15 protein-coding genes and 1 pseudogene are annotated in these 14428 nt (G+C 69.1%); 11 read left to right on the top strand and 5 right to left on the bottom strand.

Going from position 1 to position 14428, the window contains the following annotated elements; genetic code table 11:
- The first annotated feature begins 71 nt into the window (after positions 1 to 71).
- On the top strand, positions 72 to 602 hold the full coding sequence (locus tag ACZ5K7_RS34270; protein WP_468919596.1) for a VOC family protein: 531 nt from the start codon (positions 72 to 74) through the stop codon (positions 600 to 602).
- A 251-nt stretch (positions 603 to 853) separates the two neighbouring features.
- On the opposite strand, the gene ACZ5K7_RS34265 is transcribed toward ACZ5K7_RS34270, so the two are convergent.
- Positions 854 to 1246, bottom strand: a complete 393-nt coding sequence (locus tag ACZ5K7_RS34265) for a hypothetical protein (RefSeq protein WP_468919593.1) — start codon at positions 1244 to 1246, stop codon at positions 854 to 856.
- A 197-nt stretch (positions 1247 to 1443) separates the two neighbouring features.
- Between ACZ5K7_RS34265 and ACZ5K7_RS34260 the strand changes: the two genes are divergently transcribed.
- The 8 genes and pseudogenes from ACZ5K7_RS34260 to ACZ5K7_RS34225 all read left to right on the top strand — a co-directional run bounded on the left by ACZ5K7_RS34260 (position 1444) and on the right by ACZ5K7_RS34225 (position 6832).
- On the top strand, positions 1444 to 1953 hold the full coding sequence (locus ACZ5K7_RS34260; protein ID WP_351713677.1) for a SigE family RNA polymerase sigma factor: 510 nt from the start codon (positions 1444 to 1446) through the stop codon (positions 1951 to 1953).
- 8 nt (positions 1954 to 1961) lie between these two features.
- Positions 1962 to 2276 carry a hypothetical protein gene (locus ACZ5K7_RS34255; protein WP_468919590.1) on the top strand — a complete coding sequence of 105 codons (315 nt, stop codon included), beginning with the start codon at positions 1962 to 1964 and terminating at the stop codon, positions 2274 to 2276.
- Between the two features lie 283 nt (positions 2277 to 2559).
- Positions 2560 to 2696, top strand: a pseudogene (locus tag ACZ5K7_RS34250) (IS5/IS1182 family transposase); the annotation flags it as partial.
- 739 nt (positions 2697 to 3435) lie between these two features.
- The gene (locus ACZ5K7_RS34245; protein WP_468919588.1) at positions 3436 to 3588 is read left to right on the top strand and encodes a hypothetical protein; all 153 of its coding nucleotides are present in this window, start codon (positions 3436 to 3438) and stop codon (positions 3586 to 3588) included.
- A gap of 97 nt (positions 3589 to 3685) precedes the next feature.
- A complete protein-coding gene (locus tag ACZ5K7_RS34240; RefSeq protein ID WP_468919585.1) occupies positions 3686 to 4660 on the top strand; it encodes a zinc-dependent alcohol dehydrogenase family protein in 975 nt (324 codons plus the stop codon).
- On the top strand, positions 4657 to 5397 hold the full coding sequence (locus ACZ5K7_RS34235; protein WP_468919741.1) for an NADPH-dependent F420 reductase: 741 nt from the start codon (positions 4657 to 4659) through the stop codon (positions 5395 to 5397). The genes ACZ5K7_RS34240 and ACZ5K7_RS34235 overlap by 4 nt, the downstream gene beginning before the upstream one ends.
- Before the next feature lie 45 nt (positions 5398 to 5442).
- Complete coding sequence (locus ACZ5K7_RS34230; RefSeq protein ID WP_468919582.1) at positions 5443 to 6450, top strand: zinc-binding dehydrogenase; 1008 nt, start codon at positions 5443 to 5445, stop codon at positions 6448 to 6450.
- Between the two features lie 55 nt (positions 6451 to 6505).
- Positions 6506 to 6832 carry an MmcQ/YjbR family DNA-binding protein gene (locus tag ACZ5K7_RS34225; RefSeq protein WP_351713669.1) on the top strand — a complete coding sequence of 109 codons (327 nt, stop codon included), beginning with the start codon at positions 6506 to 6508 and terminating at the stop codon, positions 6830 to 6832.
- A 358-nt stretch (positions 6833 to 7190) separates the two neighbouring features.
- Here the strand turns inward: ACZ5K7_RS34225 and ACZ5K7_RS34220 are convergent, their stop codons facing one another.
- The 3 genes from ACZ5K7_RS34220 to ACZ5K7_RS34210 form a co-directional block, all read right to left on the bottom strand.
- Entirely contained in the window at positions 7191 to 7826 is a 636-nt protein-coding gene (locus ACZ5K7_RS34220; RefSeq protein ID WP_468919579.1) for a TetR/AcrR family transcriptional regulator, read from the bottom strand.
- 685 nt (positions 7827 to 8511) lie between these two features.
- Entirely contained in the window at positions 8512 to 9213 is a 702-nt protein-coding gene (locus ACZ5K7_RS34215; RefSeq protein WP_468919576.1) for a hypothetical protein, read from the bottom strand.
- 724 nt (positions 9214 to 9937) lie between these two features.
- Positions 9938 to 10063 carry a hypothetical protein gene (locus ACZ5K7_RS34210; protein WP_468919574.1) on the bottom strand — a complete coding sequence of 42 codons (126 nt, stop codon included), beginning with the start codon at positions 10061 to 10063 and terminating at the stop codon, positions 9938 to 9940.
- On the opposite strand from ACZ5K7_RS34210, the gene ACZ5K7_RS34205 reads away from it, so the two are divergent.
- Positions 10062 to 10283, top strand: coding sequence for a hypothetical protein (locus tag ACZ5K7_RS34205; protein WP_468919571.1), 222 nt, complete (start codon positions 10062 to 10064; stop codon positions 10281 to 10283). The two genes, ACZ5K7_RS34210 and ACZ5K7_RS34205, sit on opposite strands and share 2 nt — an antisense overlap.
- A gap of 1262 nt (positions 10284 to 11545) precedes the next feature.
- Here the strand turns inward: ACZ5K7_RS34205 and ACZ5K7_RS34200 are convergent.
- The gene (locus ACZ5K7_RS34200; protein WP_468919569.1) at positions 11546 to 12445 is read right to left on the bottom strand and encodes an aminoglycoside phosphotransferase family protein; all 900 of its coding nucleotides are present in this window, start codon (positions 12443 to 12445) and stop codon (positions 11546 to 11548) included.
- 631 nt (positions 12446 to 13076) lie between these two features.
- Here ACZ5K7_RS34200 and ACZ5K7_RS34195 point away from each other — a divergent pair.
- Positions 13077 to 14117 (top strand): fatty acid desaturase family protein, encoded by a 1041-nt coding sequence (locus ACZ5K7_RS34195; RefSeq protein ID WP_468919566.1) that lies wholly within the window; start codon positions 13077 to 13079, stop codon positions 14115 to 14117.
- Positions 14118 to 14428: the final 311 nt, after the last annotated feature.

The following is a 14428-nucleotide window of genomic DNA, read 5'->3' as shown; positions in this document are numbered from 1 at the left end:
TAGGACAGAAACACAGACCTATTTGCTGCCTACCGTCGCCGCTGGCAATCAACATCAGCGAAAGAACCGCGATGATCGAGCAGACCAGCGCCACGCCGGAGGGCTACACCACCGTTGCGCCCTGGGTCGTCACCGACGGCACGGGGGCTTTCCTCGACTTCGTAGCCCAGGCGTTCGGGGGTGAGGAGCTCGGGCGGGTGTCGACCGAGGACGGCGTGGTCGGTCACGGTGAGATCCGCGTCGGCGACACCGTGGTGTTGGCCTTCGACCGACGCACGGACTGGCCCACCATGCCGAGCCTGCTACGTGTGTTCGTCGCCGGCGCGGAGGAGGCGTTCTCACAAGCTGTCGCAGATGGCGGCCACGTCGTCACTTCCCTGGCCGACGACGCCTTCGGACAGCGCGGAGGGCGTATCAGGGACCCCTTCGGCAACATCTGGTGGGTGGTCAGCCGCGTTGAGGACGTCTCCGAGGACTGCATGTGGAAGAGGCTGCACCCCGTATACGCCGAGTCCATGCGCGTGGCTCAGGAGACGCTCGACGCCGAGCTCAGCGGTCGGCCCCACGGACGCAGCAGCGCGCCCGTCAAGACAACCGGCTGACTCATGATGTCGAGATTCGCATAGGCCAGACCGGGGTCCAGCCAAGATAAAGCCAAAAGCCGCAACGGGGATGTCAGAGAGGGACCGTTCCCGGGACACGCCGCAAGGGCGACCGATCTTCATCCAGGGCACCTTGCTACCCCTCCGAGGGGCAACGAGGTCCACGGCGGGTCGTGCGGAGCAGCACGCCTCCCGCACCGGGCAAAAGCCCGAGGCTCTCGGGGAGGCGTGCGTACTCCTCGGGGTGGGGCTCAGCCCACCGCGTTCGCCCGCTCGGCCGCGCTCACCGACGAGAGGGGTTCGGCGACAGACTTGGCGTGGACCGGGTTTGCGTGGGTGGCCGCAACGGGGTTCGCCTGAGTGGCCGCAACCGGATTCGCGTGGGTGGCCGCAACCGGGTCCGCGTGGGTGGCCGCAACCGGGTCCGCCTGAGTGGCCGGGACCGGGTTCGCGTGAGTGGCCGCAACCGGGTCCGCCTGAGTGGCCGCAACCGGGTCCGCCTGAGTGGCCGGGACCGGGTTCGCGTGAGTGGCCGGGGTCGCGGCGCTGGCGACGCTGACCATCCCCGCGGCGGCCAGAACGGTTCCGGCGGCCACGCTGAACATAGCGCGGCGGTTATGCGAGAACTTGCGGTGCTTCGACAACGGTGTGCCTCTTCCTCGGATCGCCGGACTCCCACCTGTGCGTGGAAGCCCTTTCGGGAGAGAGGTACGGAGTCGGGCGGCGGTCAGGTTGCACGGTGCGGCGGGAAAATTCTCCTGCCCGCACCGTGCAACCCCAGAGGGCCACTCCCCGTATGTATGACAGATGGAGTGGTGCGCAAGGGAGAGGCCGGCAAAGAGTGAGGAACACGGCCCGGGAACGAGAGTTCCGGGAATTTGCCGAGGCGCGGCAGGCGCAGCTCCGACGCAGCGCCTACCTGCTCTGCGGGGACTGGCACCAGGCACAGGACCTGACCCAGACGACTTTGATGAAGTTGTACGCGGCCTGGGGACGGGTCAGCCGGGACGGCAATGCGGATGCCTACGCTCGCACCATCCTCACCCGCACCTTCATCGACCAGTGGCGCAAGCGAGGCTGGCGTGAGGAGCCGGTGAGCGAGCCACCCGATCTTCCCTCGGGCGTGTCCGGCGCACCGGAGTTGCGATTGATGATGCAAGAAGCCTTGATGGAGCTGGCGCCCCGCTACCGAGCCGTGCTGGTCCTGCGATTCTGGGAGGACTGGTCCGTTGAGCAGACCGCGCACGCACTGCGGGTGAGTCCGGGAACGGTAAAGAGCCAGAGCGCCCGCGGGCTCGCCCGGCTGCGCGAGATCGTCGAAGGCTTTGACAGTGAAGGGACCAGGAGGTGAAACCGGCCATGAATGAGCACGAGAACGACGCTCTGCACGCCGCCTTCCAGGCAGTCCTCAGCGCCGATCCGGAGCCTACGCTACCCAGCGTTGTCGACGCGGCCGTCGTCGGCGGCTTCCGGATCCGCCGCCGACGAGTTGCGCTCGCCACAGCCGGCGCACTGATCGTCGTAGCCTCCATGGCCGCCGTGGCCGTCAACCTGTCCTGGCTGGGCGGCGAACGGGCTCCGGTGCCCCTGGCCCCCGCCAGCACCGCCCACTCGACGCCGCACACACCCGAACCGGCTCGCACGGCAGCAGAGCCCCTTCCCTCCGGAGACTGACAGTCGCCGGGGCCGCCCCGGCATCAGGCTGTGGAGTCCAGGTAGATCCACACGGCCTCCGAGTTCCACTTGCGCACGCGACTGGGACCTGTACCAGTTGACCGCCACAGCCTCAAGATCATCTCCGTTGCGGCTTTTGGCCTCACCTTGGCTGGACTCCGGACCGGTGGTCAACGAGGACTTCCAGCCTGCTTCGGCAGTTTGCCAGTTGACCTGACACAGGGGTGAAGATCCTGGTAAATGGGTTTTCGACCAAGAATTCAGTCTCTCCCAGAGGCTTCACATGCTCGTTTACCCGTCCGGGCTGGACGTGTCCACGCCCTCCGGTTCCTCTCCGCCCGCCTGCGGGAACACCACCGTGGTCTAGGCACCCGACTGCGGCACCTGAGCGCAGGTCGGCAGGCCCTGCTCGCCCTCGCCGGACGGAGCGGCCTGGCCAGTTCTCCAGTCGCGCGCTCATGAGGCTCCGGCCGGGCGGCGACCACCGTCACATCGGATCCACTCGTCCAGGGCCGCCGCACATCGTCCATGTTGCTCGTCACGAAGATGAGGAGGAGTGAAGGTGAGGAGGAGGAGTACCGCGGTCCCGCCGTCGGGGGACCCGGGCCTGGCGATCACTGCGGCTGCAGCCGTTGCGATGTTCCTCGTGGTGATCGGTCTGGCGGCGGCCCAGTCGGGGCTCGGCCGACCCGCCCAACGGGAGCTCCTTCCCAAAGTGTCCGTCGCTCCCCCACAGGTACGGGAGCTCCAGCCCGCGTGGTACCGGCCCGTGGGTGGTGTACAAGGCGGGAAGCAGCGGGCGCGGCCGATCCGTCAGTGCTTCGCCGAAGACCGCGGACTGCGCTCGATCGGGTTCTCAGAGCGTGCACGCGGCGGCTGTGGCGCCCATGGAATCTGCTGGGCGGTGATGCGGCAGAAGGAGGCAGAAGAAGTACAGGGCCAAAGTATCTGTTCAGCCAGCTGCGAGACCGGGCAGGGCGAGTGCCTCTCCGGTTGCAGTGCCCCGGTTCGAGTTCTTTACTAGTAGGTACAAATCTCGCTGAACCGTGCGGTCCGTGAGGTGGCGTGGCGGAGGATTCCTTCGTCGGCGAGGGCCTCACAAGGTGTACGGGCATGGGTTGCCGCGTGTCGGCGTGCTGTGCTCTCTACAGGTCTCCCGGTGAGCTACATCATGGAAGAAGCGGACATCCTGGGACAGGTTGCTGGCAAGATCAGCATGGGTGACTGCTCGACCGGGATCGGTCCGGCCATAGCCCGTCGGTTCGTCGCCGAAGGCTCCACCGTGCACCTCACGGGCCGAAGCAGAACCTAGCTGGACACCGCCGTGGAACCCCTCGGGGACCGGGCCGTCGGCATCCAAAACGATGTCTCGAATTCCGACGAAACGACGAAGCGAGGAGTCGTGTCCCATGCTCGCCATTCACCTCACTCAGTTCGGGGAGCCGGAGAAAGGCCTGAAAGTGGTGGACGTGCCGGAGCCCCCGGCTCCCACCGCAGGACAGGCGCTGATCCAGGTCGAGTACGCCCCGCTCGACCACCACGACCTTCTCCTGGCGCAAGGCATCTACCCCGTACGCCCTGAGTTGCCGACGGCCATCGGAAACGAGGGCGTCGGGACGGTCGTGTCCGTAGGGCCCGGCGTCACGGAGGTCAGCCCCGGCGATAGGGTCCTGCTTCCCTTCGGCGTCTTTTCCTGGTCCGAGCGGGTGGTGGCCGAGGCGGCGGACCTGACCGTCGTGGACAAGTCCATCAGTCTTGAACAGGCGGCGATGCTCGCCATCAATCCCGTCAGCGCGGGGCTCCTGGTCGGCCTGCGTGACCTTCCGGCCGGTTCCTGGGTGGTGCAGAACGCGGCCAACAGCGGGGTAGGCCGGTCTGTCATCGTGTTCGCCAAGGAACGAGGGCTGCGCACGATCAACATCGTGCGCCGCGCGGAACTCGTGAGCGAACTCCGTGATCTCGGCGCCGACATCGTGGTTGTCGACTCGGCGGACGCCGGGGCACGCGTGCGGGAAGCCATCGGCTCCGATCCGGTACTACTCGGCCTCGACGGTGTCAGCGGTGCGGCGACGGCACTGTTGCTGGACGTACTGACCGACGGCGCCCTGCTGGCGATCTACGGGTATCTGAGCGGCCAGCCGTTCACGCCCGATCCTGACGTGCTGAGGACGAAGAACATCACCACGACGGAATTCTGGATGTACCAGGCCGAATTTCTCCCCCGGCTTCCGGCTCTGAACGCCGAGTCCGCGCGGCTGGTCGCCGAGGGAAGACTCGTCCTGCCTTCCGCGCCTGTCTACATGGCAGCGGATTTTCCCGAGGCACTCGCGTATTTCCGGGAGAAGGGCAAGGTCCTCCTGGACTTCAACCCGCATCGCGCATAGGTGCCACCGCACCTGCCGCCGAGGCCGGGACCATCCCGGCAGGAAGCGGCCGGAGCCGATCACACAGCCGCTGCCGGAGCGCCGGCGCGACCCCCGACACACGATCAAGGATGGGCAGCATGGCCGCACAGAGCACTATCGGCATTCTCGGCGCGGGAGAGATCGGCCGGGCCGTCGCCGACAAGGCCGTCCGTCACGGACATGAGGTACTCATCGGCAACAGCCGGGGCCCGGAGACACTCAAGGCGGTCGTGGAGCAGTTGGGGCCGAAGGCCCACGCCGTGACAGCCGAGGAGGCTGCGCAGCCGGACCTTGTCTTCCTCGCGGTGCCGTTCTCCGCCGTGCCCGACCTGACCAGCCTTACCGACTGGTCCGGGAAGACGGTCGTCGACACGACGAATCAGTTCGCCGCGGCCAACCCCTGGCGGGGCCGGTACGACGTCGGTGACCTCACGGGCAGCGAATGGGTCGCCGAGCGCCTGCCCGGAGCCCGGATCGTGAAGGCGTTCAACAGCCTGTTCGCCGCGTTCATCGCCGCGGACCCCCAGCACGAGGAAGGCCGCCAGGTGGTCTTCTACGCGGGCGACGACGCCGACGCGAAGACGGCCGTGGCCGGCTTGCTCGACGAATTCGGGTTCGCCTCCCTGGACCTCGGCGGTCTACGGGAGGGAGGCCGGCTGATGCAGCTCGACGGCCCGCTCAGCGCGAAGCACCTGCTGCTCATGGACGTCGGCTGACGCCCCGGCCGAGCCTCATACACCCCAGCGGACAGGAGGAGAATCATGAACCGTCGTGTCGTCTGGACCCGTAGCGGGACACCCGCCGACGTCCTGACCGTCATCGAGGAGCCCGAACCGGAAGCACCCGTGCACGGTCAGGTCCTCATCCGTGCCACGGCCTTCCCGGTCCACCCTGGTGATCTCCTGGGCCTCGATGCCTTCCCCGCGACGGCTGCGGGGCCGGTGCCGGTCGGCGTGGAAGGGACCGGCTTGGTGGAGGCCATCGGCCCGGATACACGCGTGGCTCCGGGCGTCGAGGTCGGTGGCCGCGTAACAGTCTTTCCCCTGCCGGGGGGATGGTCACAGTGGATCCTGGCGGACGCCGAGACTGTCGTCCCCGTGCCTGACGAGCTGTCGGACGAGGTCGCCGCGCAGATGCTGACGAACCCGCTCACCGCGGTGATGCTGCGCCGTGAGGCGGAGCAGCACCCGGCCTTGGGGTACGACGGTTATCTGGTGCAGGCCGCCGCTGGATCGTCGGTCGGGCGGCTGGTAACGGGCGTAATGCAGTACCACAACGTGGGCCTGGTCAACGTCGTCCGCAGTGACCGCGGTGCCGCCGAGTTGCGCAAGCGTTTCCCGGACGTCCCGGTCGTGGCGACAGAGAATCCGGGCTGGGCCGACGAGGTCCGCAAGGCAGCCGGCGGCCGCCCGCTCAGTGTGGCCTTCGACCCTGTCGGCGGAAAGCTGACGGAGAGCCTTCTGGACCTGTTGGCGCCGGGCGGCAGGCTGGTCATTTACGGGGAACTGGCCGAGGAGCCGATCTCGGTGCATGCGTCGACGCTGCTCTACCAGTCGTTGACGGTGCGGGGCGCGAACCTGGGCCGGTGGCTGTTGGAGGCATCCGCCGAGAGGCGGGCGTCGGACGTGGTCGCCGCGACGCTGATCGCGCTGGCGTTCAAGGACCAGTTCGACGTGGCCGCCACGTACGACCTCGGCGAGCTGGCCACCGCCGTGAAGCACGCGGTGCAGCCCGGCAAGGTCGGCACCGTCCTCATTCGCCCCTGGTAGCCGCTGCTATCAAGGGCGGGAGTCCTGCGACTTCAGTTATGGAAGCGAGGTAGCCATGAACGTGGACGACGTCCGAGAACTGGCGCTCTCCTTCGCCGGAGTCAGCGAGTCACGTCCGTTCGCCCCTGACCGCGTGGTGTTCAAGACAGTGGCGAACAACAAGGTGTTCGCCATCCTCAGCGGCCATGAGTTCCCGGACGATCAGGTGACCGTCAAGGCCGATCCGGAGCGGGTCGCCGAGTTGCAGAACCGCTTCGAGGCAGTGCACCCGGCGTACAAGCTGAACAAGCGATACTGGGTCAACATTTCGTTGGCCGGTGATGTCCCGGACGAACTGATTCGGGAGCTGATAGGGGACAGTCACGACCTGGTCGCACCATGAGCCCCCGCGCGTCCAGGTGAACAACTCGCAGACACTGCGCGGCAGGAGCATCGGCCGCTGGATACCGACACCTCCCTCGGCAGGCAGACATCCGACGTCGCCGCCGCGAAGAAGATCGCGATGGCGGCCAAGGGCCAGATGCCACCTACGGTCTCGGCGACCTGGCCGCGGCCGTGCAGCACGCGCAACGACCCGGCAAGGTCGGCACCGTCCTCTCATCTGCCCCTGCTGGACACCCCTGCCCTGCAGCTGATCGTCCTGTTAGTGGGCGACGTCCGCGACGCCCGGCGGGGCGCAACCTCCAAGGCGTGCGGCCATCGCACTGAAATACCCAAGGACCGTCCAGGTCGGGACCGCGTCACGGCGCTGAACGGTCCTCCCGCCGAGCCGGCGCCGGCTCGTTCGTGGACACGCGGGGAAGAAGGGCCAAGGCCTGCTCGGCAGCCCCGATGACAACCTCCGCTGCCGCTCCCGCCCTGCCCAGGGCCTCCAGTCCCCGCAGCACGGCAAGGAGAAGGCGTGCGAGCCCGTCCGTGTCCGCTTCGGCGTCCAACGCGCCCTCATCCTGGGCCCGGGCAAGGCAGTCCGACAGCTCGCTGTGCATTCCGCGGACAGTGGCAGCAATCCGCTCGGCGACGGTCTTGTCGACTGCGGCGAGTTCCGTGGCGCTCCTGGCCATCATGCAGCCCCGCCGCTCCACGTCCCCGCTGATCGCTTCGGCGATGCCGCACACAAAGCGTTCCAGCTGCGGGAGGGCCGGTCCCGGGCCGCGCAGAGCCGAACGCCAGGCTCCGATCGCGTCAGCGTTGTAGCTGTCCAGAGCCTGCAGGAACAGGGCGTGTTTGTCTCCGAAGGCCCCGTACAGACTTCCGCGTCCCAAGCCCGTGACAGCGCTCAGATCGTCGATGGAGGTTCGGTCGTAACCGTGGGACCAGAACTGGTCGCGAGCAGCCCGAACAACCTCCTCGTCGTCAAACTGCCGAGGCCGGGACATGGGAAAACTGTACGCCGTGTACGGGCATCACAGGCCGAAGGCAGGACAATACGGACCTGTTTCGCTGCACTCGACGCCGGCTCACCCGAACGGCAGATCCATCGACCGGGAACATCTCCCTTCCAACGCGGCGTTCACGACCACCACTCGGCCATCTCCTCGCCATCGGAGCGGCTGCCGGCCACGCCGGGCTCCTCGGGATCGAAGTGCAGCCGTCTGAGGCGATCCGGCCCCGGCCGGAACACACCCGCCATACGCGGTCGCCTCCGGGCCGCACGCGCCGGGAGCTCTGAGCCGCACGCGGCCCGGACGTGACGCCGAGTACGGCCGTCTCAGCGGCGGCACAGTCCCTGGGCCCCGTTCCGGAGCTGCTTCACGAGGATGAGGTCGTCCCCGCGGGCCAGAGTCTGGAGCAGTTGGGCGTACACGGTCGCTTCGGCGGCGAGGCCGGCCGGACTGCCCAGGACGGCGAAGGCGTCACGAACTCGAATACGGCACCGGCAGGGGACCGGGCCACCGCATCCCTCGCCCCGTCCAGCACGACACGAGCGGTGGTCAGCCGCACCCGCGGACCACCGCCGGGGCCTGGGGTGCAGGAGCGTTGCTCTTGGCCTGCCTGTCGGTCGACCGGCTGCCACGGCGCCGCCGTCCTGCGGTGTGGGTCCGAGCGGGTGCTCGTGGTGGTCTACTCCGGGACAAGGACGGTGAGCCACTCCGCTTCGCGCGGCCGGTACCCGTAGTGGTTCCACAGTCCTGAGACGATCGCCGGGACGTGGCCGGCTCCGTAGACGACGGCCACCCGGATCGGTTCGTCGCCGCGTTCCGAGTAGATCTCGCCGAGCGCGTCGAGCAGTCGCCGGTCGCGCCGGTCCGTCATCGCGTGCTCCACAGGGCTGTCGGCCATCATCTCCGCCCGCAGTGTCGACGGCAGGTCCTCGACCGCCTCGTCTTCGTCGAGGAAGGCGCGCGGACCGCGCAGCGCGAACACCAGGCCCATCACAGGGGCCGCGAGCATGAGCAGTGTGTACATCCACCACGGCAGTGCCTTCAGGTCCGCGATCGCCTCGGCCGCGGTCACGTCCGGGTTGATCACCGGTACGCCTTCGGGGAGCACCAGTTCATCGCGCTGCTCCTGCAGGCCGTTGCGCCGTCGGCGCGGGGCGAACCGGTAGGCGAGCGTGAGGGCGCTCACTCCGGCCGATCTGCCCCGGATTCCCTCGACAACTATGAGGTCGCATTCCCTCAGTCGGAGGCGGACCTGGGAGTAGAACGTCGGCGATGCCACATGCAGCATCGGGAAGATCACGAACTCAAGCGGCGTCCCTGTCCGCCTCATGCTGATCACGGCAGAGCGGACGGCGTACCCGGTCACTTCGATGATCTGCATGGTTCCTCCTTTTCTTCCTCCGTACCGCGCCGCGTTTCCCTTCCCTCTGCACCAGGACACGAGCTCCCCCGGGTCCGTGGTTCCCTCCAGGGGTCCGCTGGAGAGTCCTCGGTTCCCGCGCCCATGTGACCGTCGGCGCACCCTGCGCATGTCGGGACCGGGCTGCGGCCGAGGCTTCCGGCAAAGAACGGCGGGGCGGCGGCTCGGGCTCCGGCTTGAGGCCGTCGGCGATCGGACAGACAGTGAGAACCATGAACCGGCACCGGCAACCATCGCGGCGGACTCCGTGGATAGCGGGCGGGGCGGCCGTGGTCGCCCTGGGGGCCGGTTTGGCGGCCTGGGCGCTGGTGTCGTCCGACGGCGGCGGCAGCGCCCCCCACGCGACGCCGTCGCCCTCGGTGACGGTGTCGTCGTCTGTGACGGTGTCGCCGTCGACGCCGAGTCCGTCCTTGTCCCCTTCGCCGCGGCCGTCGGCCCTGAGTTCACCGGCCTCGGCGACGCCGAGGCCGACACACACTCCCGCGCCCAGGCCGACCCGGACCGTACGGCCGGTGCCGACCGCCACCCGGCCGGCGCCCCACCGGACGACCCCGGCTCCTCCCCCGCCGCCGGTGCACACGCCGACCACGAAGCCGGCACCTCCCCACACACCGACGCCCAGACCGTCCGTGACGCCGCCCCGACCGACCCCACCCTTGCCGACCTCACCCCGGCCGACGCCGCCTCAGCCGACGCCGCCCTGGCCGACCCCACCCCGGCCGACGCCGCCCCGGCCGACGCCGTCCCCCACGACGACGCGGCCGAGCCCTCCCCCGGTCACCTCGCAGCCTTCGCGGACACCGGTGCCCATGCCTCCGGCCCCGACGACCACCGGCAACGGACCGGGAACGACCACCTGGGTCACGTCGTCGGAGGCGGTGGCCGCCGCCAAGCGGATGGCGGCCGCCAAGGCGGTCGGCGACCCGGTCTGCTCGCTGTCGGCCGTGGGACAGCCGAACCCGAACCTCGTGCCGCAGGGCCGGCGTATCGGCATCGGGCACTACGGCGACTACTGGTGCCTGATCTGGTAGCCCGCCGCGGGCACAGCCACGGCCGGGCCGCGCCGACGCCCAGCCGTTCTCGGTGCCCCACCCGTGCGAGCCGGGGGCGGCGGTGGCGGCGGGGGTGGGCACGGCGGCGGACGGGGCGCGTCCGGTGACGCGTTCACTCGATTGGGCGATCGGTGCTTGTCTGCCTCATGCTGCCCCCTGATCGGCCGAGCGCCGTCGGCCGGCCTTCCGGCACCGACAGGGCGTCCAGCACCACCCCGTCACGACCGTGTGGCGCCAGCCGCAGGCGGCAGCCGCCCCTTCGGCGGCCGCGAACCTCACCGCGTCGTCCTCCCTGGACAGGCGACGCGGACGGGCGTCCAACAGCCACCGGCCGCCGTCCGGCGAACTCGCCAGGAAGTCAGGGTGTGCGCAGCACGTCCCCCGGTGTGCTCGAAATCCAGCCGGAACGGCTGCGACAGCACCTGCGCCACCTGCGGAAAGTCCAGCTCGAGCAGCAGTCGCTGTTCCTCCGGCGACTCGAACCCGTGAAGACGCCCCGTGGACACCATGAGCTGCAGCCCCGGAAGGTGACGCTGGCGAGCCCTTCGGGTGAAGCGCCGAACCGGATCCGAACCCGGCATCGGAACCGCTGCCAGATCTCGCGCCGGCCAGACACGTCACCGCCGGCGAACCGCAACGTCGACCGCCGCCGACGCGGCCAGCCTCGCCCTTCAGCAGCCGTTCGCCTACGGAGGCAGCGATGGAGCACGGGCCAGTCAGCTGACCCGGCCCGCACCTGTCCGACTGCACCACGGCACGCGTAGCCACCCCACCCGCACAGCATCACGAGAAGCAGCTCAAGAAGCACTGCACCGATCTGCTCACAACCCGCTGCCGACCGATCAGATCCACCCGCCTTCGTCGCAAAGGACCATCTCCCGCCCGCGCCCTTCGGCTTCTTCGGGGCCGTGTGCCTCTGCCTCGTGGACCGCACCAACCGCTCGGGCGACGTCTCCTCGATCATCCGCACAATCCACGATCAGGCCCTCGCCCGCCTGAACTCGCCTCGGAAATCGAGGCCCAGGACAAGCCACCCAGGAGGCCGTCGTGACCGTGACGGAGCAGGGTTGTTTGAGAGTGTTCACTGGGAAGGAGATGGTCGGGGGGCCTGGTCGTGCCCAATGGTTTGCGAGTTTGACGGGCCGAAGTTTGTGAGCCTGCACTCGCGTTGGGAACCCGCCGTATCGACTGGGCGGCCTGGTACGACGTTCGATAGCGAGCAGGATCACGGCCAGGGGGGACTAGTCCCGGCCCTGAAGAACACGATCGAGCGCTGCCCGGCCTGCAGGTCCCCATGTCGGCTTGCCGCCAGGAAGGCCCCGGTCTCCGTTCTGGCCCATCAACATGAGGAACAGGCTCTTCAGAGCGGCCAGCCCTCGGGCGCGCCGGATCGTCGCCTGGTCCGCGTGCGCGTACACGTCGAAGAACCGTGAGGCGGTGCCCGCGGGCAGCAGTACCCATGCGGCGGCGAGGTCCCACGCCGGATCTCCGGCGAACATGGCACCGAAGTCGACGATGCCCGAGAGCGTCCCGTCCGAGACGACGACGTTCGCCGGATGCAGGTCGCCATGCACCCAGAGGGGCGGACCCTCCCACTCGGGCGCCAAGACGGCGTCGTCCCAGACGGCCCGGACGTCGTCGGCGAGGTCGTCGGGGACAACGGCATGGAAGAAGTGGTCGAAGCCGTCCGTGCACTTCTTGGGGTGGTCGCCGCGGTCCTCACTGATCGGCGCGTCAGCGGGGGCCTCCACGTGGAGCGCCCTGAGGAAGCCCGCCAGGGTGTCGGCCGCGTGGTCGCCGCGGGTGATCGAGTCGTGGTCCAGCGGCTCGCCGGGAACCCACGTCATCACGGTCCAGTGCTTGGGGAAGCGCTCGGACGGTTCACCGAACCGCACCGGAGTCGGCACCGGGAGCGGCAGACGCGGAGCCAGCACGGGTAGCCACCGCCGCTCCTTGAGCTGGAGCTCCGGGGTGGGGTCCATGCGCTGCATGCGCACGGCCAACTCGTCCCCGAGACGCCACATGTGGTTGCCCCAGCCGCCCGCCACCTCGCGGATGGCCAGCCCTGCAAGGTCTGGATGTTGCTCCTGCAGCAGGTCGCGGACCAGGTCCGCGGTGATCTCGATCTCGGTGTCGGTCATGCGAAACCACAGTACTGGGGCAGGCGGAGCGGCTCTCGCTCGCCGGAAGGTCAAGCCGCTCAACCTTTCCTGCGAGAGATCAGCATGCAGCCGCACGTTCGCAAGCTGTCGTGCAGGTACCGGAGTTGGTGAGGTCCCTGTCCCCGAGGCCACCGGCGGAGACGATGGAGACACCGGACAGCCTGGTGGCGAGCGACCGGACGGCGGCCAGGGCGGGGGCATCGGGGGCGCAGACGGCTGGTTCGGCGGCGGCGGAGGAGGCGGCTGCAACTCGATCTCCCGGTAATGCACCAAAGGCCCCGGTGGCGGCGGAGGCGGGGCGAAACTCGTCCCGGCGGGTGCGCTGGGTCCTGGCCTCGCAAGGGCGGCAGGCCGTCATGGGGCACCGCGCCCGGACCAACGCGCCCCCGCCCAAGGCACCGCGGACCGCCCCTGACAGCTCGTCGCCCCTCCGCGAGCGCCGATGTACGTGCGGGAGAGCGATTCGGGGGTACCCGAAGCGACGTCAAGTCTCTCGCAGGCTTCAAGGGCAGCCTCCCCGCGGAGGTGTCCCGGCCGTGACCCCGCCGACGGCTGCGTGGAGTGAATTCCGGAGCGCAAGGTCCGGGCAGCCACCGAAAGGGTCGCGTCTGTGATCAACGCATCCCCTGTCTCACCCGCTCGGAGCGCCGGGAGTGACTTCGCCCGGCTGTCGAGGACGATCGCCGACAGCGGCCTGATGGGCCGCCGTCCCGGCTACTACACCGCCCGTATCGGCGCCGTGGCCGCCGTGTACGCGGGCGGCTGGGCCGCCTTCATCCTGATCGGCGCCAGCTGGTGGACCCTGGCGGTCGCGGGGGTGCTCGCCCTGACCTTCGGTCAGGTCGCTCTGGTGACCCACGACATCGCCCACCGCCAGGTGTTCCGGCTGCGCAGGACCAGCGAGTCGGCCGGCCGCGTCGCCGCGAACGCCGCGATCGGCATGGGGTTCGGCTGGTGGCAGGAGAAGCACACCCGCCACCACGCCAACCCCAACCACGAACAGCTCGACCCCGACATCGTCCCCGACCTCCTGGTCTGGACGCGGGCCCAGGCCGGCGAGGCCAGCGGACTGCCCCGGCTGATCGGCCGTTCGCAGGCCTTCCTGTTCTTCCCCCTCCTCACCCTGGAGAGCCTCAACCTGCACGTCGCAAGTGTCCGGGCGCTGAGGACGCGCTCACTCAGGAACCGGCTCGTGGAGGCGATCCTGCTCTTCGGGCACTTCGCCTGCTACCTGACCGTGGTGTTCCTGGTGCTGCCGCCCGGAATGGCGGTCGCCTTCATCGCCGTCCACCAAGGCCTCTTCGGGCTGTACCTGGGCTCGGTCTTCGCCCCCAACCACAAGGGCATGCCGATCCTCACCGGCGCGGACCGCCCGGACTTCCTGCGCCGCCAGGTCCTCACCTCCCGCAACGTGCACGGCGGCCGACTCACCGACATCGTGCTGGGCGGCCTGAACTACCAGATCGAGCACCATCTCTTCCCGAGCATGCCGACGCCCAACCTGCGCAAGGCACAGGTCATCGTCCGTCGCTACTGCGAGGAACTGGGCGTCGACTACCTGGAGACCGGTCTGGCCACCTCCTACCGGCAGGCGCTGCGCAGTCTCCACCAGGCGGGCGCCCCGCTGCGCCGCACCAAGGCCACCGCGTAAGGCTCGCCCCGTCGCTCTGTTTGGCGGCAGTCCACGGGGCGACCGCCGACATCCCCTCGGTGGCCGTGGCGCGTCGCCCACATGTACACGCACCCGTTGGCGGCCGGCCGACGGGGCTCCTTCGAATGGCGAGGCACGCGGCGGAGGATACGCGGCCTGTTCTACGAGACGCCCCCAGCGCCCCGCCCAATTGAACCTGGAGTTTCCACCGCCAACCGGTCCGTGCCGCGACCGCCTTGTCCGACGTCTCCGCCCTGCTGGGCCTCACCAACGCCGTCACTGGCTTTCTGACTTACGCATCCGGAGCGGCC

The organism is Streptomyces sp. NPDC031497 (assembly GCF_055580905.1).
Note: the sequence above shows the minus strand (reverse complement) of the source record. Positions and strands in the feature narration are given on the sequence as shown.